17 protein-coding genes and 1 pseudogene are annotated in these 18,444 nt (G+C 37.2%); 9 read left to right on the top strand and 9 right to left on the bottom strand.

All coding sequences use genetic code 11. The features are described 5' to 3' along the window. Positions 1-44: 44 nt before the first annotated feature. The 3 genes and pseudogenes from O4O04_RS03520 to O4O04_RS03510 all read right to left on the bottom strand — a co-directional run. Positions 45-356 (bottom strand): PilZ domain-containing protein, encoded by a 312-nt coding sequence (locus tag O4O04_RS03520; protein ID WP_272534211.1) that lies wholly within the window; start codon positions 354-356, stop codon positions 45-47. A 42-nt stretch (positions 357-398) separates the two neighbouring features. Beyond that, positions 399-965 carry a M23 family metallopeptidase gene (locus tag O4O04_RS03515; RefSeq protein ID WP_272534210.1) on the bottom strand — a complete coding sequence of 189 codons (567 nt, stop codon included), beginning with the start codon at positions 963-965 and terminating at the stop codon, positions 399-401. 361 nt (positions 966-1,326) lie between these two features. Then, positions 1,327-2,643 (bottom strand): annotated as a pseudogene (locus tag O4O04_RS03510) (flavin-containing monooxygenase); the annotation flags it as partial. Positions 2,644-2,811: 168 nt separating this feature from the next. On the opposite strand from O4O04_RS03510, the gene O4O04_RS03505 reads away from it, so the two are divergent. Both O4O04_RS03505 and O4O04_RS03500 read left to right on the top strand, forming a co-directional pair. Next, entirely contained in the window at positions 2,812-4,614 is a 1,803-nt protein-coding gene (locus O4O04_RS03505; protein WP_272534209.1) for a GMC oxidoreductase, read from the top strand. Continuing rightward, positions 4,541-5,446: an ankyrin repeat domain-containing protein gene (locus O4O04_RS03500; RefSeq protein WP_272534208.1), complete on the top strand. Its 906-nt coding sequence runs from the start codon at positions 4,541-4,543 to the stop codon at positions 5,444-5,446. Before O4O04_RS03505 ends, O4O04_RS03500 begins: the two co-directional genes overlap by 74 nt. Here the strand turns inward: O4O04_RS03500 and O4O04_RS03495 are convergent. After that, positions 5,443-5,916 (bottom strand): glutathione peroxidase, encoded by a 474-nt coding sequence (locus O4O04_RS03495; protein WP_272536011.1) that lies wholly within the window; start codon positions 5,914-5,916, stop codon positions 5,443-5,445. The two genes, O4O04_RS03500 and O4O04_RS03495, sit on opposite strands and share 4 nt — an antisense overlap. A gap of 262 nt (positions 5,917-6,178) precedes the next feature. Between O4O04_RS03495 and O4O04_RS03490 the strand changes: the two genes are divergently transcribed. Next, a complete protein-coding gene (locus O4O04_RS03490; RefSeq protein ID WP_272534207.1) occupies positions 6,179-6,622 on the top strand; it encodes a four-helix bundle copper-binding protein in 444 nt (147 codons plus the stop codon). A 16-nt stretch (positions 6,623-6,638) separates the two neighbouring features. On the opposite strand, the gene O4O04_RS03485 is transcribed toward O4O04_RS03490, so the two are convergent. From O4O04_RS03485 to O4O04_RS03475, 3 genes are all read right to left on the bottom strand, one after another. Continuing rightward, positions 6,639-8,273 carry a cryptochrome/photolyase family protein gene (locus tag O4O04_RS03485; protein ID WP_272534206.1) on the bottom strand — a complete coding sequence of 545 codons (1,635 nt, stop codon included), beginning with the start codon at positions 8,271-8,273 and terminating at the stop codon, positions 6,639-6,641. A 4-nt stretch (positions 8,274-8,277) separates the two neighbouring features. Beyond that, positions 8,278-9,420 (bottom strand): hypothetical protein, encoded by a 1,143-nt coding sequence (locus tag O4O04_RS03480; protein WP_272534205.1) that lies wholly within the window; start codon positions 9,418-9,420, stop codon positions 8,278-8,280. Positions 9,421-9,510: 90 nt separating this feature from the next. Beyond that, positions 9,511-10,608: a DegT/DnrJ/EryC1/StrS family aminotransferase gene (locus O4O04_RS03475; protein WP_272534204.1), complete on the bottom strand. Its 1,098-nt coding sequence runs from the start codon at positions 10,606-10,608 to the stop codon at positions 9,511-9,513. 125 nt (positions 10,609-10,733) lie between these two features. Between O4O04_RS03475 and O4O04_RS03470 the strand changes: the two genes are divergently transcribed. The 5 genes from O4O04_RS03470 to O4O04_RS03450 all read left to right on the top strand — a co-directional run bounded on the left by O4O04_RS03470 (position 10,734) and on the right by O4O04_RS03450 (position 15,638). Then, a complete protein-coding gene (locus tag O4O04_RS03470) occupies positions 10,734-11,303 on the top strand; it encodes a TetR/AcrR family transcriptional regulator (protein WP_272534203.1) in 570 nt (189 codons plus the stop codon). A gap of 115 nt (positions 11,304-11,418) precedes the next feature. After that, positions 11,419-11,847: a hypothetical protein gene (locus O4O04_RS03465; protein WP_272534202.1), complete on the top strand. Its 429-nt coding sequence runs from the start codon at positions 11,419-11,421 to the stop codon at positions 11,845-11,847. A 73-nt stretch (positions 11,848-11,920) separates the two neighbouring features. After that, positions 11,921-12,220 (top strand): hypothetical protein, encoded by a 300-nt coding sequence (locus tag O4O04_RS03460; protein ID WP_272534201.1) that lies wholly within the window; start codon positions 11,921-11,923, stop codon positions 12,218-12,220. 162 nt (positions 12,221-12,382) lie between these two features. Then, entirely contained in the window at positions 12,383-13,231 is an 849-nt protein-coding gene (locus O4O04_RS03455; protein WP_272534199.1) for an aminotransferase class I/II-fold pyridoxal phosphate-dependent enzyme, read from the top strand. A 4-nt stretch (positions 13,232-13,235) separates the two neighbouring features. Then, complete coding sequence (locus O4O04_RS03450; RefSeq protein WP_272534198.1) at positions 13,236-15,638, top strand: hypothetical protein; 2,403 nt, start codon at positions 13,236-13,238, stop codon at positions 15,636-15,638. A gap of 13 nt (positions 15,639-15,651) precedes the next feature. Here the strand turns inward: O4O04_RS03450 and O4O04_RS03445 are convergent, their stop codons facing one another. After that, positions 15,652-16,266 (bottom strand): hypothetical protein, encoded by a 615-nt coding sequence (locus tag O4O04_RS03445; protein WP_272534197.1) that lies wholly within the window; start codon positions 16,264-16,266, stop codon positions 15,652-15,654. 66 nt (positions 16,267-16,332) lie between these two features. Between O4O04_RS03445 and O4O04_RS03440 the strand changes: the two genes are divergently transcribed. Continuing rightward, the gene (locus tag O4O04_RS03440) at positions 16,333-17,370 is read left to right on the top strand and encodes a calcium/sodium antiporter (protein WP_272534196.1); all 1,038 of its coding nucleotides are present in this window, start codon (positions 16,333-16,335) and stop codon (positions 17,368-17,370) included. Here O4O04_RS03440 and O4O04_RS03435 read toward each other — a convergent pair. Beyond that, a complete protein-coding gene (locus O4O04_RS03435) occupies positions 17,355-18,437 on the bottom strand; it encodes a DNA-processing protein DprA (protein ID WP_272534195.1) in 1,083 nt (360 codons plus the stop codon). The genes O4O04_RS03440 and O4O04_RS03435 overlap by 16 nt on opposite strands. Positions 18,438-18,444: the final 7 nt, after the last annotated feature.

Here is an 18,444-nt window from a genome sequence, read left to right as displayed (position 1 = left end):
AACTTCAAAATATAATTATATTCTGAGCTTTATAAAATATTTGCTTATATATTTTCTAGAAAATCTAAAATTTCATCTTCCTTGTCATGCTCAAGATCGAAGAAATTCGCATAGATTTCAAAATAACCTTTATTGGGAACCGGAACGCACTTTAAAACTTTTGCGGAAAAATCAATGGAACCAGTAATGCTAATCGTCTTGATCGAAACATTTAAAGTGGTACCCAATTCAATTTCTGAGTCATTTTGAAAAGATATTCCTCGAGTAGAAATTTCTTTATGTTTAGGTGGCAAAGGAATAATTTCAAATTGGATTGAAACCGGTGGAAGTACTGGGCGATAGAGTGAAGCTTGCATTCAATCCTCTTTATTACAATTCATTTACGGGGTTTTGAACCCTTAGTTCTGGATACTAGTTGTTTGTGGCAAGGCAATACTTTTTTGGAAATTTCTTAAAAAATCCACAGGATTTAGATAATAATTTGGAATCTCTTTATCATAGCCGCCTCCGAGTTCCTCGTTCGGATCGGTACGGATTTCAAAATGAAGATGTGAAAGGTAGCTGCCATTTGCGTCACCCATCGAGCCAATCCATTGCCCTTCCTGTATTTCCTGTCCCACGTCTACTTCGAAATCATATAAATGCGCATAAATACTTTCTAGATATTGAGTATTGAATTTCATTCGGAGATTGTCACCTAACTTATGGCAGATGCGTACAACTTTTCCCCAACCGCCTCCGATATCCCCTCGATAGGTAATGATCCCTCTCCCAATACTGTAAACAGGTGCGGCAAAATCACTATCTCCACCAGCATTATAATTCCAATCTTCTCCAAGATGTCTCGAATTTCGAAATCTTGGATTGGGTTCTCCGAATCCTTGGGCTATATAAAAGCCTTTTGCTGTCTCAGACCCAACAGGAGCAGCAAAATTCTCCGCAATCCAATTGGTACGATTTGCCATAACCACCTTACAATTAATTTGTGGTTCACCGCAATTTATACAGAATTTTTCAAAAACCATCATTCTATAGTAGTCTATTGAAGCGCATTGCATAAACAACAATCCAATTAGAGCTACTTTAGAATTTTTGATCAATTAATTATACTCTTGAGTCTTAACGTTTAGCATTTAGTTTTGATGAACTACCTAGTTTTTTCTTAGGCTTTGCGCTATTTGATTTTGATTTAGAAGAATGAACTTTCTTCGAATCCATCCTTGACTTACTATTTCTTGATCCACTCACAGAAGCTCCAGAATTGGGTTTCGATGATTGTTTAGAATTCATTTCTTCAGCGCGTGGATCAATCGGAATCTGACCCGTTGCTCGTTTTTTGCCTTTTTTGAGTTCGCGATTCATCTTCCACATAAAAACATCGAAGTCCACTTGCATTGTATGTCGAGCAGAGTTGACATATCTCTTTTTCATCTGTTTTTCTTCATTACGAATCCATTCCCACATTGCGGATTCACTAGGAAAATCATATCCGCCCGTGAGATATTCAGCGATCCATTTCCCTTGAAATTCAGCAAGTGGCATGATTGCGCCGAGCGGTTGCATCAAGCCAACAAAAAATAAATTATTTCTTTCTGGTTGAAGCATACGAAAATACAGAGGCAAATAATTATCAGGTGCGGAGAGGAAATTCTCATCGAAGAATGGAAATTTTACATTATAACCTGTACAATATATGATCACATCCACATCTTCCACTGAACCATCAGTGAATTCAATCTGACTACCCTTCAATTCTTTAATATTCGGTTTTGGTGTTATATCTCCCCTGCCTAAACGCACCAAGAGATCTTGCGAGATTGTTGGATGTGCACTTCCAAATCTATGATCTGGTTTTGGTAGACCGAAATCTTCCATCTTACCAACCCCAAAACGAATCAGCCAATGAGCAAAAAATTGTGAGACGCCAATTGGAATCCAAGGAGGTAAATATTCCGTTATTTTATCTAGTGGCTTACCGAACAAGTAGTTCGGAATAACATACGCGCCTCTTCGGGCTGCAAGAAATACTTTGTTTGCAATACCAGGTCGCGAAAGTTCAACAGAAATATCCATAGCACTATTGCCCATACCTACAACTACAACATTCTTACCTATTAGATTCATAGGTTCTGTTGGACTCACATAATCATGCGCATGAAAAACTTTACCAGTGAACTTACCTGGAAAAGCTGGATCAGGCATACGAGGACTCCAGTGATGACCATTGGCAACCACTAACGCATCATAGTATTTGGTTATACCTTTGCTTGTCGTGATTTTCCAAAGACCGTCTTCCGTATAATCTGCACGAGTTACACCATTTTTGAACTGAATTTTATTTCTAAGATCGAAATGATCAATATAATTTTTGAAATACTTTAATATGGGATCGTGATTTGGATAATCAGGATAGCTTTCTGGCATCGGATAATCACGGTATTCCATTCGATCACGATGTGTATTAATATGCAAAGATTTATAAATATTGCTTATCCCGTTATCATTTTTATATCTCCAATTGCCACCAACTTCCGAACCCATTTCATAACAATCGAAAGGAATTCCTTTGTCTTGTAAGGATTTGATAACAGTAATACCACTTGAGCCAGCACCAATAACACAAACTTTTGGCAATTCGTTCATTTCCAATTTCTCCTATTAAGAACTTTTTGTACTATCGTTCTTTCTTTTTATATATCTAAAACTATACAACTATTTCAATCATTTGCATGTTTTACAAACAAGCAGAATTCTAAAATTTACTTGTTTTTTATTAGAAAAGATAGATGATATGAGCACAGAGGTTGTGAAATGTCATCATCGTCTAACGATTCCAATCAAGTTTTTGACTTCGTTGTTATAGGCTCCGGTTTCGGAGGTAGCGTATCAGCGATGCGATTATCACAGAAAGGATATTCAGTTGCAGTTATTGAATCTGGTAAAAGATGGAATGCTTCTGATTTCCCTAAGACTAACTGGTCTCTTTCCAAATATTTATGGATGCCTAAACTTTTTTGTTATGGAATCCAAAGGATCAATCTTCTAAAAGATTTTTTATTAGTAAGTGGAGCCGGAGTTGGTGGTGGCTCTCTCGTTTATGCATGCACACTTTATGTTCCAGGAAAAAAGTTTTTTCAGTCGCCAACCTATTCAAAAATGGGTGGAGAGAAATCCCTTTTGCCTTTTTATACAATCGCTAAGACTATGCTTGGGGTAGAAGAAAATCCAAAATTATGGGAGCCAGATGATTATCTCAAAGAAACCGCCAAGGAATTCGGAGTGGAAGATACATTTCGCAAAACGCCTGTAGGAATTTATTTTGGATCAGAAGGAAGTAAAAAGAAAATCGTAAATGGTGATCCGTACTTCGCAGGTGATGGTCCAGAAAGAAACCCTTGCAACTACTGTGGTGGATGCATGGTTGGATGCCGCTATAAAGCTAAAAATACTTTGGACAAAAATTATCTATTTTTTGCAGAGAAATTGGGAACAGTTGTAATTCCTGAGACAAAAGTTGTTTCTATCGTTCCTCTTGATTTCGATGGTAAGCCTGATCCTAATTCACGAGGCAAATTTGGATACAAAATCGAAACCGAATCGACTACTGGGTGGTTTGGATATCCTAAGAAATCTTTTATTGCCAAGAGTGTTATCGTCTCAGGTAGCGTGATGGGAACTGTTGGTCTACTTAGTAAGATGAAACAAGAAGGTAAACTTCCTCTCATATCTCATAGATTAGGTGATGTTGTACGTACCAATTCTGAAACTATACTTCCGATCACTGTGTACGGAAAAAAGGTCGATTTCTCCAAAGGAATCGCTATCACATCAAGTGTTCATCCGGATGAACATACCCATATAGAGCCTGTTAGATATTCGAAAGGATCCGATTTCTTCGGACTTCTCGGATCTGCTTTTGTCGATGGAGGCGGATCCATCCCCAGATGGCTCAAATGGCTTTGGACGATTGTCAGTCGTCCTGTATATTTCATCAAAGCATCCAACCCATTTGGACTTGCGCAGAAGTCCGTAATATTGCTTGTGATGCAAACGATTGATAACTCGGTCAAACTTGTAAGAAAACGTAGAATTATCTGGCCTTTTCAGAAAACGATGACGTCTGCTCTCACGTCCGGTGAACGCACTCCGACCTATATTCCGATCGCAAATGAATTCGCCAAAGTCATGGCGAAGAAGATGGGCGGAATTCCTAGATCATCTATTTCTGATGTAGTTTTGGATGCACCAATCACAGGACATATAATGGGCGGATCAATTGTTGGAGAGAATTCAGATGAAGGAGTGATAGATTATGAGAACAAAGTGCACGGTTACGAGAACCTTCGCATATGTGATGCATCTATGCTCACGGTAAATCTTGGTGTGAATCCAAGCCTTACCATTACAGCTCTCACAGAACGAGCTATGACTTTTATACCAACCAAGTCTGGTTTTAAACCGAATGTTTTTGCATTTGAAAAAAATCAAGGTATCGATTCCATAGTATTCAATGGAAACCGAAAGTCTATTTCGACTCGTGATGACAGAACAAGTGGAAGAGTTAAGAAAACTGCTTCAGGAAAGAAAGGAAAAAGATCCACTTCCAAAAGATAAATACGGTAATACTGCATTATTCTGGGCTCTGAAATTAGGTTCAGAGCCACTTGTTGATATACTAATTGAACAGAATTCTGATCCATTAGAACAAAACAATGACGGAGCAACTGCCCTATCCGGAATTTTATTCAAAAGATCAGATTCCAATTTTGCAAAATGTATAAAAGCAATTAAGAAAGATACGACACTTCCAAGAGAAAATAATGGAAAAAATTTAATTCATAAATTTATCGAAGCAAGGGAATTCGATTGGTTAGAAGATTTATTGCCTATAGTCAGCGAAAATGATCTTCGATTGATAGATAATGAGAATCGCTCGCCTTTGCATAGTATTGGTTCGGATGACTCAGAAGAATTCAATGAGATTGTAGAAATAATTATAAATAAATTTCCTCAACTGATTCAGATCAAAAACCCAGAGGGGCAAACTCCCATTCACACGGCATGCGAATATAATAATTCAAATTTTTTGCATATTCTATTGAACAACGATTTTACGAAGGATCTTATCGATATAAACGATAGAGATAATATTGGAAATACGGCATTAATACTCGCTGCAGAATCGGATGCTGTAGAATGCTTACCACTATTGATTGAGAATTCGACTAATCTGATGGCTCGAAATGATGCAGATGATACAGCCTTTAAAATCGCTGATCGTGAGAAGTATACCCATGCATTTCAAATTTTAAAAAATGCCTTAAAGAAGGAAATACGAACAAAGAAAGAAATTGGAGACCAAGAATTTTTGAATCTAGTTCAATTTGGCAAGACCGAAGCTATTCTAAAACCAGAAGATCTTGCCGGTTTGAAATTGTTGGATTAGAGAGATTGTTCGATCGCTGAAGTCAATTCTTTAGAGTCTGGTTTCACAGATGATCCATATCTTCCGATGATCGAGCCATCCTTACCAATGAGAAATTTTTCGAAATTCCATTTTACATCACCTTTCTCAGATCCTGATTCTGTCAGAAATTTATAGACTTCGTGCTTATCATCACCTTTCACAGAAATCTTACTCATCATATCAAATGAAACTCCGTAGTTCAATTTGCAAAATTCCGCAATCTGATCATTTGATCCGGGCTCTTGTGATCCAAAATTATTCGCAGGAAATCCAATGATAACGAAACCTTTATCTTTGTATTTTTTATAAATTGCTTCCAAACTTTCATATTGAGATGTGAATCCGCATTTGGATGCAACGTTTACGGCTAAGACGACTTTGCCTTTATAAGCTGATAAATCGATTTCTTTGCCCTGGATATTTTTTACTTTAAAACTGTGAAAACTCATTTTACGAACCTCATTTGCTGTTATGGAAATTGTTAGGATTGACAGAATACACCATATTCTAATAAATTTTCTTGGAATCATTCTACTCACGTTCTTTTAGACTACAAGATCTTAAATCAAGAATCAAATTTTCCAACAATAGAGAAATTGCTTAAATCTAAACTTGACGATCCGTCTAAGGCTCAGAAACTAAATTATAAAAAATATATCCATTCGAGATTCGTTTTTTTAAAATAATTTGGATATAGAAAGGAGTTAACCTATGAACAGAAAAGAATTTATTCGTAACGCAACTGTTGGAGTAGCAACTGTCGGTATTGTGAGTGCACTCTCAGCTCAAGAACACAAACACAATATGCCTGCTACAAAATCCAATAAGAAATACTCAAAGGCATTGATGTCAGCTATTCATTGTAAGCTTGCAGCAGAAATTTGTTTATCCCATTGTATTGAGGAAATGGGAAAAGGAGACAAAACACTGCTCGGTTGTGCGACATCCACTAGAGAGACAATAGCGATCTGCGACTCATTCATTCAGATTGCATCTCAAGATTCCAAATTTACAAAAAAGACGGCTGGCTTGTGCGCTGAAATCTGTAAGAATTGTGCTGCAGAATGCAAAAAGCACGCAGAACACCATGCCATCTGTAAAGAGTGTATGGATTCTTGTTTATCTTGCGCAAAAGAAATGGCAGCATTAAGTTGATAATTTATTTCTAAATTTACTGATTCAGAAATTTTTTCCTAATCGCAGATGCTTGTTGTCGAATCTGCGATTTTTTCTCATCTGTAAATGTCTTCCAGTTCGCTAAGGCAAAATCTGTTCTTCCTGAATAGGAATAAAATTCTTCATTCTCACCGATAAAATTCCAATAGAGTGCATTGAATGGACAAGCCGTATCACCGAGTAATTCTGTTGCATCATATTTACAATTCTTGCAATAACTAGGAGCCATTTTCTTGATATAATTGGCTGATGCCACATAAGGCTTTGTAGAACAAATTCCTCCATCCGCATAAGTTCCCATTCCAACTACATTGGGAGTTACAACCCATTCGAATGCATCCACATATGCAATCCAGAACCAATCATTCAATCTATGAGGATCAACACCCAGCAGGTTCGCGAAATTCGACAATACCATAAGTCTAGTTATGTGATGACTATATCCCCTATTGAGAACTGTGGATATTATGGATTGGAAGCAGGCCATTCCCAGATCTGGATTCCAGTACAGGTCTGGTAAGTTTGATGTAAAATTGAAATAATTTGTTGATTGATAGGTTTCGCGATTCTCTTGATAAACATGCCGCATATACTCTCGCCAACCTATGATTTGGCGAATAAAGCCCTCTATGGAAGATAAGGGAATTGGATCATTTATTGAATGATTCTTATTGTATTCTTCAATAACTCGATGCACAACTTCTAGGGGATGAAGCAATCCCAAATGAATCAGCGGACTTAGCATCGAATGAAAAAGGTATTCCTCTTCAAAATCCATTGCATCTTCATACTTTCCAAAATTTATAAGTGAATGCTGGACAAAATGTTCAAGCCAAATCAAAGCATCTGATCGATTTACAGGCCAACCAAAATCTTTGAGATTTCCGAAATGGTCTGCATATTTATTTTCCACCAATTGGATTACTTCGTCGGTTATGGAATCCGGTTTAATCCAAGGTATTGGTTTGGGAGTCGATTCAGATTTTTTCCAATTCGAACGATTCTCATGATCCAGATTCCATTTGCCACCTAAAGGCTTTGGATTGGTCTTAGGCGAATTGGGATCAAGGAGAACGTTCAACTTGATTCGCATATAGCGATAGAATTTCTCTTGGAGATATTTCTTTCGAGCTTCTTTGGAATCAGGGAAAACTTCGTAAAAATCTTCCTTCGATGATAGATACAAATTGTTCGAATGATAAATCAATTTTGAACCTAGGTTCTTCAATTCATCTTCAACTTCGTATTCTTGAATCTCCAAACAATCAAAAGCTGAGATTTGGTATAGCTTTGCAATGGAATTAAGTCCATTTGCATATCCGACCTGATCAAAGTGATAGATAATCGAGTAACCAAGCTCAGCTGCTTCGAGAGCAAAATGACGCATGCTACTCAATAACATTACTAATTTCTGTTTATGATACGATCTCTTACTTGGCTTTGCAGATGTTTCGATAAATACCAAACAGATTTCTTCGCGAACAATGGAATCGCCAGGTGTAGCAATTGAATCACTTGGTGTAAGAAGTGGATTTAACCAAGACAATTGATCATAGAGAACAAAAACCCATCGCTTTATAGACTTGGTATCTTGCGGTTTGTATTTATGAATTTCTCTGTAAAAAGCCATAGAATCAATAGTATTCTATATAGACGACTTGGTATGGATCTTGTTCAGATATTGATAAAAATAATTTATAATCTGGAATCTGTTCAATGTCTTCCGATTTATGCTTGATCACCAATCCAAATTTACTTGGCTTGCGGTAATTGGACTGCTCAACTCTCTTTGCGTGAATCTCCCAAGCAATCCGACCCATACTATAACGAAAATTAATCTCTGATCGTGCTCGGTGTAAACCATCTTCTGCTAAGAATCCATCTACCGCGACGGCACCCTTATAAGGATGCTGATCATCTGAGAAGTTTTTCCAATTATCAATAAATTTTTTTTCATTTAGAACAAAATCTTTTGCATAAATTAGATCTTTGGGTGGTTGATCTAGATAGAATAGACAAGATCGAAAATTCATTTCCTTACCAATTTGAATCTCGGAAATAGCTATAAATTCGATTCCCTCAGGTTTCCAATCCAGAAGAACTCCAAAATCATAGAATCTTGTCTCGCTATAGTCTTCATAGACCGCAGGAAAACTGAGAGTCTTGAGTTTATGGCCATCTTTTGCTGACTTCCAAACTCTATGCCCTTTGCCCGATCCACCTAATTCTTGCTTGAATATGGTTGGTTGACTGCGATTTTCTAATATATCTGCAACATCATCTAAGCTACGAACCACTCCCATTTTTGCCTCAGAAAAACCTATCTCATTCGAATAATTGGTTTGGTTGATCTTGGAATTAAGAAACGCAGCTGATTGCCAAGTTTTCTCATCCACAATCAAACTTCCGTTATCCCATTTTTTTATGGAACCAAATTCGATCAATTCTAGACCGAAGCTTTCTAAATCAGATAATTTTTTGACTGATGAATCTCTATCAAGCGAATCTGGATTGGGCAAAATTTCTGTGAGCGAATCTACATGGGACAAATCTGCATGTAACGAATTTATATTTGTCGAACCTATTGTGGACGAATCGAACGGAAATAACAATCGATGTTGGGAATCTAGGTAGATCGGTTGCCCGAACTCCCATTTCATTTCCTTCCAATGGTTTAGGAGCGCTTGCGGAACCTTACTTGTAACTAATGTAAAATCTTCCTTTCTTGAAAGAGCAAGAAATACCCGTTCAAGAAAGTGAATCCTTTTATTCTTCATTGCATTGAAATTAGGAAGGCTCCCTGTCCTCTGCAATGATTCAAGTTCATACTCGAACCATGGATTGAAAGAATAGATTTTTTTCAGAGATTAATAGATTCTCCGAATGGCATTGGAAATTCTCAAAACATTATCTTTAGTTAGGTTAGGATAAACAGGAATGCAATGACCTCTTTGATAGAGTCTTTCCGTATTGGGATAATCAGTTTTATTCTCTTCGAGAATAGCATGCAAAGGTTCATCTATAACACGCATCGTTCCAATATGTATAGAATCAAAATATCTTTTTACTTCGTCATAGCTTCCAGAAGTTACAACAATGGGAAAGCGATTGAAACTGTCTTCGGAAGGATTCTTGAAATAGGTCTCAATTCTAGAATTGGAAACAGCTTGCAGATAAGAGTGTGCGATTTTTTTCTTTCGCTCAAGCAAAACGCCTAACTTAGAAAGTTGCTCAATTCCCAGAGCCGCTTGATAATCAATAAGATTGTAATCGAATTTTGGCTCGGATAGATTTCTAATTTTGGATCTACCAAATACCATTGTGCGCAACTTTTGATTCAATTCTGAATCTGAGGTCACAATCATTGCACCATTGCCTGTTGTGATCACGTTCTCCACTTGCAATCCGCAAATGGATAACTTACCTTGCTTACCAATTGCAATCGTCTCGCTCATTCCACCCATGGCTTCCGAGAAATCTTCCAAAATAGAAACTTCTTCGGGAACAGGATAATGTTTAGCATCGATTAGGCTACCGAAACTATGATCAAGAATAACAACTTTTGGATTGTGTTCTGCAAGCTTGGACTGGAACAATTCCGGATCCATATGGAAAGAATTTCTTGCAACGTCTACAAGGATTGGTTTGGCTTTTAGTAAAAAAATTGCATCAAGTGCAGATATACTTCCCAGATCAGACAAAAGGACTCGATCACCTTCACCGACTCCCAAAGTTTGCAAAGCGCAATGATAGGCAGAAGTCAAGCTATTAACGCTCAATGAGAATTTGAATCGAAACGTTGAAGAAAAAGATTTCTCGAATTTTTCAACAATTTGCCCTGTGGATAAATTGTCTGCCGCGAGACATTCGAGCACACCTTTTAGGTCTTCTCTGGAGAGAGTAGGCTTAAGGTATTCAATATCCTGATTCTTCGGTTGTCTTCTTTCTAGTAAATCCGGTGCCATCCAACTTGCCTTCTTTTTATACCCGATTTATGGGACATAAGCCCATAGGGAAATTTCTAGTCTAGCCTATTTCTGAGCTCCAAAAGTACAAGAATTTTTAGCTTCTCGGTAGAAAAAATATATAGATGGGGAAATTAGCTCATTCCAATCTCAAATTAATGAAAACCGAAAGCAAACTTCTATGGATCCAGAAGGGGTATGAGCTCATTGCAAAAGAAGGAATCGCTGGACTCAAAATTGAGCCGCTTGCAAAGGAAATTGGGATTAGTAAATCATCCTTTTATCATCTTTTTATTGACTTGGAAAATTTTCTTGAGCAGCTATTGGATTATCATTTAGAACAATCCAAAATACTATCGGAAAAAGAACTAAACTGCAAGCGTATAGATCCAGATCTAATTGAGGTTCTGGTATTTCATAAACTAGATTTACTTTTTAACAGACAGCTAAGAATACATAGAGACAAACCAAAATTCAATGATGCTCTGAATAAATCTAATTCTATTGTCGGTGAATCATTTGTAATTATTTGGATGAAGGATTTGAACCTTCGATTAAGTCCCCTTCAGATGCAGAGCATTTTCGAATTAGCTCTAGAAAACTTTTTTTTGCAGATTACATTCGAAAATCTTAATATAGAATGGCTTTCGAAATATTTTGAAAATCTAAAAAGAATCACTCAGAATTTGGTTTAGATTGTTTTGTACGGTTGCGTACAAGTTTTTCTAAGATTATCAACAAGTATTCATTGTATTTCATAAAAGTAATATTCCGATGGGTGATAATAAATTTACTCTTTAGGAAATAAAAATGTCACAAGAATTTCATAAATTTTGGTTAAAGATTTCTGCTATAACAATTGCCTCTTTTGCTCCTGTTTTCTTCCTAGGAACAATGATTGCGACTAGCGAACCTGCTCGCTTTACATTGGATTTACTAAGCTGGCCAATCGATGGCAATATCACTTATAGCTCGCCTGATGTAAGATTTCTCTCTGCTCTTACAGGTGGTTTCTTACTTGGTTGGGGAGTGATGGTCTGGCTTCTGTCAACTCTAGTTTACGATAAAGCGCCTGAGCAAGTTCGCAAAGCCGTTCTATTCGGAATGCTTTCTTGGTTTTTTCTAGATAGTTCGGGATCTATTGCATCCGGGAATCTATCCAATGCAATTTTTAATATTCTGATTTTATTGATCGCGGTTGGCCCGCTCTGGGTTCCAGCTAAACCACAGACCAATTAGTTTAGAATAGATTATATTAAATGACTCGGTTAGTTTGATTTACTGCGAGTCATCCTTTTCCTAGATTGTCCTAATGTTGGATTTATCGGATTTTGCAAGCAAGCTCACCTTAGGATCTGGGATCGGTGAGCTCATGCAAGACTTGGGTTCTGGACTCGAAGATGCAAGAAAGTATGGAATCGAAATATCGATGCTTGGCGGGGGCAATCCCGCAATCATTCCAGAAGTTGAGCAAATTTTTGAAAAGAAATTTCTAGAAATTGCAAAAGATTCTAAGAGAGTATCAAGATTGCTGGGTCACTACGAGTCCCCGCTAGGCTCGGATGAGATTCGTGAGCTATTGGCAGAGTCTCTATCTTCCAAATTAGACTAACCATTAAAAAAAGAAAATATCGCAATCACTGCGGGAAGTCAGACAGCTTTCTTCATTTTATTCAATGCCTTCTCTGGCGAACGATCCGTACGGAATTCAAAAAATTCGGGTTCATCTGGTCATACACAATCAAACCTAAGAAATAAAAAAATCCTTCTTCCTATGGTTCCAGAATATATTGGTTATGCTGATCAGACAATACACTCTGGAAACATCGTATCCTTACCGCCTCTCGTCGATCTCCATGGCACCAATCGTTTTCGCTATCTTCCAGATATGAATCGAATTGAAGCAAGAATCAATAAGGGAGACATTGGAGCCGTTTGTTTATCTAGACCAACCAATCCATCAGGCAATGTGATTTCATGGACTGATATAGAAAGTATTTATGAGATGGCTCAAGATAAAAATATCCCATTTTTAATTGACAATGCCTATGGATTTCCCTTCCCTAACATTCTTTTCACGGAACCCACGATTCGTTGGCGACCGGGAATGGTTCATGTCTTGAGCCTATCTAAACTTGGCTTGCCTGGAGCGAGAACCGGAATTGTGGTTGCTTCTAAAGAAATTATCTCGGTAATTTCCGAGATTTCTGCAGTAATGAATCTAGCTAACGGAAATTTGGGTCCGGCTATGATTGAAGATTTAATTAGAGATGGAAGTATCTATAAAATGTCGACAAACATCATAAAGCCTTTTTACCAAAAACAAAGTAAAGAGGTTATTGATATGATTGATACGATTTTTAAACCGAATATTGAGTATAGAATTCACGAAAGTCTCGGGGCACTATTTCTATGGATTTGGTTTCCCAATCTGAAGATGAGCAGCAGAGAAATATATCGAGAAGCAAAGGCTCGCGGCGTATTCATAATAGATGGAGAAAACTTTTTTCCTGGATTGGAGGAAGAATTTTCTCACCAAAAGCAGTGCATTCGGTTGACATATTCAAGAACTCTATCAGAAGTTAAAAGAGGCATAGAAATTTTGCAAAATGTCCTAACCTAAAATTATGCCAAGTGCCACAGACTTAAAAGACGACGATTTTTTTCGAGAAACATTTGAGACTTCTAGCCCAACGTCAAATGTTGGATCGGTCTATATTCACTCACCCGAAAGCTTAGGATCACTTTCCACTACTGCTCGTGCGATAATGGATGAACTCAAGGACTGGCATAAAAGAATCGAGAAACATGGAAGCAAAGAAAAGCATCCTTCCTATCTTCTCACTCTTGATAAGATCCCCGAGTCGTTGAACAAATTCAATAATTTATCAATTCAGGCAAAGACTGAAGTTGCAATTCACCAAGCAATAAAACAGATTACTGATTTTGATAAAAGAGGACAAAATCGCGTTGCCTATATCTATCCGTTTCTTGTCCGATCTGGGAATAAAATTAGTTCCAAAATCACGGTAATCGCTCCTCAGAAAGAATCCAAAACTGATGTCTCAAGCTATAGACAAGCATGCTTCCAAGCGTCCATTGAGCTGGTTGATATGATTCTTTCGCATAGAGCAAAGAAAATTCGAACGGTTGAAGAGGATTCGCCCGGTGCATTTCTTTTTGCAAAAACAAAAACTGATGATTCTTGGCTATTCCCTAAAATGGGATCACTGGAATCAGAAATAACTAATTTAGTAAGAAAAGGATTCCATCCCATTGCTCCGATACCAATTCCTGAATTCACAGAAGATTTTATAAATTATGCAAAGGGACAATCAGCAGTTATTTCTATTCTTACTGATTATCATGTTATTGTAGATGAGTTAGATCTCAACGAAGATGGATCATTCAAAAGTCAGCCCGAAATCATCAATCAATACAGAGCTCATGTGGATGGTCTAGAAAAATTTGCGCTAGAAAAGTTGACAACACTTGCGAATGAAGCCAAATACTTGAGCTTCCTTGAAACCATCGCCGATTTCAGAGATAAGCATGTGGACAATGTTCCACCTGGAAGAAAACAAAACTCTGATAAGGCGAAAGCATTGATTGCTCTAGTAGAATCTTTTCCTTATGAGAAATCTTCATCCAATCTAAGCAAAAAAGTAAAAGAGACAATTGATACATCTGTTCGAATTCTTAGAAAATTATTAGAAGAAAAAGATCTAATTCTTGAACGCAAAGATGAATCCTTATACAAAAAAATTAGTAAACAAGTTATGGATCGAATTCCAGAATTTACTAAGAACAATAATACTTTAATGAAGTTGAATTTCGAAGAAGAGATTCGAAAAATGGAAGTTAAAGATGAAACTAGGATTCAGAATCTTGCTTCTAGATTGAAAGAAGAAGTTTGTGCGAAATACTCTTACCAAGAAGTGAAGCCAGACTTGAACGGTCCCAGTATTTTCTATGTCGTTGATCATGGCTATATGGCTGCAGTACTTCATAAGCTGACTGCTCAATCCAAAACCAATACAGAATTTTTAAAGCAACTCGATATTGCAAAAACAATAAACGAAAAATTATCCAATCCGAAGCATCCAGAACTGAATAGTAAACTTCGTCCAGAACTCATCGTCAAATTGAGTTCGGACATACGCGAAATTGAAAGACTTCATCAAGAAAAAATTCGATCTCAAGAATTCCAGAAAAAAATCAATATACCAGCCGGTTTGATGTGTTTCCTTGCATCCATGTTGATTTTTATAACTGGTTCGTATATGTTTACAAGTCTTGTTCCGATTGTTTTTGGAGTGCCTTTCTCAGTTGTGATTGGAGTTATGGCGGCATATTTTTTTCGAGAGAAATCTAACGAAGAATTACGAGAAGAAGTAATGGCTTCTGGAAAATTTTCAGCAAACAATCCAGCTCTTGGATCGGCATTCTCATCATCATCTTCTCCATCTGGAACTGGTGGCGCCATTTTTTCTGGTTCAGGCGGTGGAGGTTTGTTTGGCGGAAGTTCATCAAGCAATGGATCTTCTTTAAAAATGTTAAAAGAAACCGAACATGATGAGAAAAAAGAAGCGAAGATTTTAGATATTTTAAAAGCAGCAGACGGCTTGATCTTTCCAAAGAAGTTCAACAAAGTTACTGAGAAAGTGCTGGATCTCAAGACAATGCAGAAAAGAATTTACGCTTCTATGGGTGACCTGAAGCGAAGAAATCTCACTCTTGGCAAAGAGAAAGATGACAATAAAGTCGCATCCACTGTTGAGTATGCCTTAGTGCAATCTAGTGCGATCATTAATGTCCCTGACGAAATTGCGATTAAGACTATGCCGAACACATTGTACATCTTACGAAATGATCTTAAGATGCCTCTTTTCCGTGAGCAACTAGCGGATGTTTATCGCGAAGAAATGAATAAGAAAAAATTTGATAAAAAACTTGTAAAATACTACACATTTCTAATCAACACAGTTGAGATGGAATACTATAAATATCTTCCTAAGAAAAAATTATAGTCCAAGTTTAGAATCACTCAAATTGAATCTCACGAATCACATCTGGATGACAATCAGTTCTTTCCAATTTTGGATCTAGTTTTTCTAATTTCGAGTACCAGGATCCATCTTTATAAAGTAAGTCCATCCAAAGAGTGTAGAGAGTAGCGGATCCATTTTTATTTTCCACAGTTACGATTGAATATTCCGTTCCTTCTAAACCTTTGTCCTTATCAAATTTCTCACCAGATTTCAATTGAATCCATACTTTTGAAGGAACCATCTTGTAAGACATGCCTTCCTTTTCTTGTTTATTTGGCTCTGCATTCCAAGAAATCAAGCGAACAGTTTGTATTTCTGTAGTCTTAATAGATTTTTTATAACGAATTCCATCTCGGATATGGGTAAAATGTATTTCGGTTTCTTTTTCATTCCACTTCCCGCTCACTTTTCTTCCATCACATAGAGTAACCCGGATGTCCCTCTTCTTAGGTTCCGAATCTTTATTCGCTTGCTCAGGCTCTCCTCTCGAATCCAAACTTTCCGTTCCTAGAACGGGTACACTTGGTTCTTTGGGTGATGAAGGCTGTTTCTGAGAATAAATTCCGATCGACGAAACCAAAATAATAATAAATAAAAATCGTTGCATAGTTTATAGTTGAGACTGTGATTTTACTTGTCAACTCCAACGATAAGATCTTACAGTCTTAACCATATGGAAGAATGGATCATTCACACAATTCAATCGTTACCGATGTATGCAATCCTCGCAGTCATCGTTGTCTCAATTCTCACCTTGGGTAAAGGTGCGGATCTACTTGTTGATGAGGCAGTAGTGCTCTCTCTGAAATGGGGGGTTCCGAAAATTCTCATTGGTGCGACAATTGTAAGTCTTGGAACAACTCTTCCAGAAGCAACCGTATCCGTTATGGCAGCAATGTCAGGCAATCCAGATATTGCATTGGGCAACGCAGTAGGATCAATCATTTGCGATACTGGTCTTATTCTAGGAATAGCAATTCTAATTTCACCACCTACTATTGATAAGGCGCTATTGAATAGACAAGGACTTTTACAATTTGGATCCGGACTTTTGCTAATTCTAGCCTGTCTACCTTATACAAATCTCTCTCAAGTTTTTACAGTTGGTGGGAATTTACCTCAAGCCATAGGATTTGTATTCTTGTTTCTACTAGCTCTGTATATGTATTATTCGATCAAATGGGCTACAAAAAAAGAAATCAAAGAGCAAATGGAAGAAAGCACAGACAAAGAAGAATTAAAATCTCCAACCTATGTCGTAATAGCCAAATTGGCATTAGGTGTTGCTCTGGTAATTCTTTCTTCAAAAGCATTGATTCCTGCGGTTGAGGAAACTGCTATAAGATTTTCGATTCCTAAATCGATTATCAGTGCAACATTGGTTGCCTTTGGAACATCCCTTCCTGAATTGGTGACTGCAATTTCTGCTGCAAGAAAAGGACATGGCGAATTAGCCTTGGGGAATATTATTGGAGCGGACATTTTGAACGTTCTCTTTGTTGCAGGTGCTGCAGCTGCCGTTACAACTGGTGGATTAAAAGCAGATGAAAGCTTTTTCATTTTCTTTTTTCCAGCAATGTTATTTGTTTTAGTTGTGTTTAGATTGAGTGTATTCCTTTCTAAGCAGAAAATCCAAAGACCTTTCGGATTCGTTCTGCTTGGAACTTATCTCCTAGTTACGGTTCTAAGCTATTTTCAAAATATGAAATAGTAGCCACCACCAAGATTCTTCGCTTTACCAGAATTTTCGTCTAACTTAAGTTGAACGACTAAATCCTGGTAAAGCTGATATTTTGATTGATTCATTAATTCTGTAATATGGAATATATTACCTCGAATTCCAAGATCAGGAAACTGAATCGGATTCGCCCCATCCTCAAGTAGATTCTTACCACCATCATTATTAAATTGTATTGGATGATCGAAAATAAATATTTCTTTGTTCTGTTCAATGGCGTTGTTGGCAGAAGACATTGCCCCACTCTGAGCCGGTGTCTCCATAAGATAAACGGACTTAGCGATTCCTGTAATAATTCTATTACGCATTGGAAAAGTCCACTTGGCGTAATGATCGTACGGTAACAATTCTGATACCAGCAAACCATTTTTTGAATTTTTCATTTTTGCATATAAACTTCTGTTTGAATACGGATATTCCGTATAAACTGGAGTCCCAAGAATTCCAAGCGTAGGCAATCCGAGATCTATAGCAGTTGCCATAGCTTCCCTGTCAATTCCCAATGCCATTCCCGATACAATTCCCTTTCCACCTAAGGAATCTTTCAAATTTACTTCATGGAAAAAGTCTTGTTGAATGCATGTAGAATCTCGGTTCAATTGATTTTTCAGAGAATCAATAAATATGGAGTGTACCAATTGATTGGTAGCAAAGAGAGAAACAGGCGATGCTTTTCTTGTTCCCACAATTGCTATAAAATCTGATTTTAAAACTTCAATAGAACCAATACAGAATAGAACTAACGGTGGATCATAAATTTCCTTTAGCAAATTTGGATATAAGGGATCGTAATAGCTAACAAAAGTTGCTCCCTTGCTTTTGTAAATCTCATCACATCTTTCGCCTTCCAGAATCCATTCTTGAGCAATTTTGCGATCAAGATAATTCAATACCAATTCACCTAATTCATGTAAACTTTTAGCTTTATCCAGAAGTCCATTCTTGTAAATAAAAGTTCTTACATTTGATTTACCAAAAAAAGAATAAGCATATTGTTTACTGTTAAAATGGCGAAATAGATACGGGTCTTGAAGTTCCAAGTTGTTT

Origin of the sequence: Leptospira sp. GIMC2001 (assembly GCF_028462125.1) — a bacterium.
Taxonomy (GTDB): Bacteria; Spirochaetota; Leptospiria; order Leptospirales; family Leptospiraceae.
The sequence above is the reverse complement of the archived record's forward strand: the minus strand, read 5'-3'. Positions and strand labels throughout refer to the sequence as shown.

Bases quoted from the DNA above. Each gene is read 5' to 3' on its own strand.
- O4O04_RS03520 (WP_272534211.1), bottom strand. From the start codon at position 356: ATGCAAGCTTCACTCTATCGCCCAGTACTTCCACCGGTTTCAATCCAA.
- O4O04_RS03515 (WP_272534210.1), bottom strand. From the start codon at position 965: ATGGCAAATCGTACCAATTGGATTGCGGAGAATTTTGCTGCTCCTGTT.
- O4O04_RS03505 (WP_272534209.1), top strand. From the start codon at position 2,812: ATGTCATCATCGTCTAACGATTCCAATCAAGTTTTTGACTTCGTTGTT.
- O4O04_RS03500 (WP_272534208.1), top strand. From the start codon at position 4,541: ATGACAGAACAAGTGGAAGAGTTAAGAAAACTGCTTCAGGAAAGAAAG.
- O4O04_RS03495 (WP_272536011.1), bottom strand. From the start codon at position 5,916: ATGAGTTTTCACAGTTTTAAAGTAAAAAATATCCAGGGCAAAGAAATC.
- O4O04_RS03490 (WP_272534207.1), top strand. From the start codon at position 6,179: ATGAACAGAAAAGAATTTATTCGTAACGCAACTGTTGGAGTAGCAACT.
- O4O04_RS03485 (WP_272534206.1), bottom strand. From the start codon at position 8,273: ATGGCTTTTTACAGAGAAATTCATAAATACAAACCGCAAGATACCAAG.
- O4O04_RS03480 (WP_272534205.1), bottom strand. From the start codon at position 9,420: ATGAAGAATAAAAGGATTCACTTTCTTGAACGGGTATTTCTTGCTCTT.
- O4O04_RS03475 (WP_272534204.1), bottom strand. From the start codon at position 10,608: ATGGCACCGGATTTACTAGAAAGAAGACAACCGAAGAATCAGGATATT.
- O4O04_RS03470 (WP_272534203.1), top strand. From the start codon at position 10,734: ATGGGGAAATTAGCTCATTCCAATCTCAAATTAATGAAAACCGAAAGC.
- O4O04_RS03465 (WP_272534202.1), top strand. From the start codon at position 11,419: ATGTCACAAGAATTTCATAAATTTTGGTTAAAGATTTCTGCTATAACA.
- O4O04_RS03460 (WP_272534201.1), top strand. From the start codon at position 11,921: ATGTTGGATTTATCGGATTTTGCAAGCAAGCTCACCTTAGGATCTGGG.
- O4O04_RS03455 (WP_272534199.1), top strand. From the start codon at position 12,383: ATGGTTCCAGAATATATTGGTTATGCTGATCAGACAATACACTCTGGA.
- O4O04_RS03450 (WP_272534198.1), top strand. From the start codon at position 13,236: ATGCCAAGTGCCACAGACTTAAAAGACGACGATTTTTTTCGAGAAACA.
- O4O04_RS03445 (WP_272534197.1), bottom strand. From the start codon at position 16,266: ATGCAACGATTTTTATTTATTATTATTTTGGTTTCGTCGATCGGAATT.
- O4O04_RS03440 (WP_272534196.1), top strand. From the start codon at position 16,333: ATGGAAGAATGGATCATTCACACAATTCAATCGTTACCGATGTATGCA.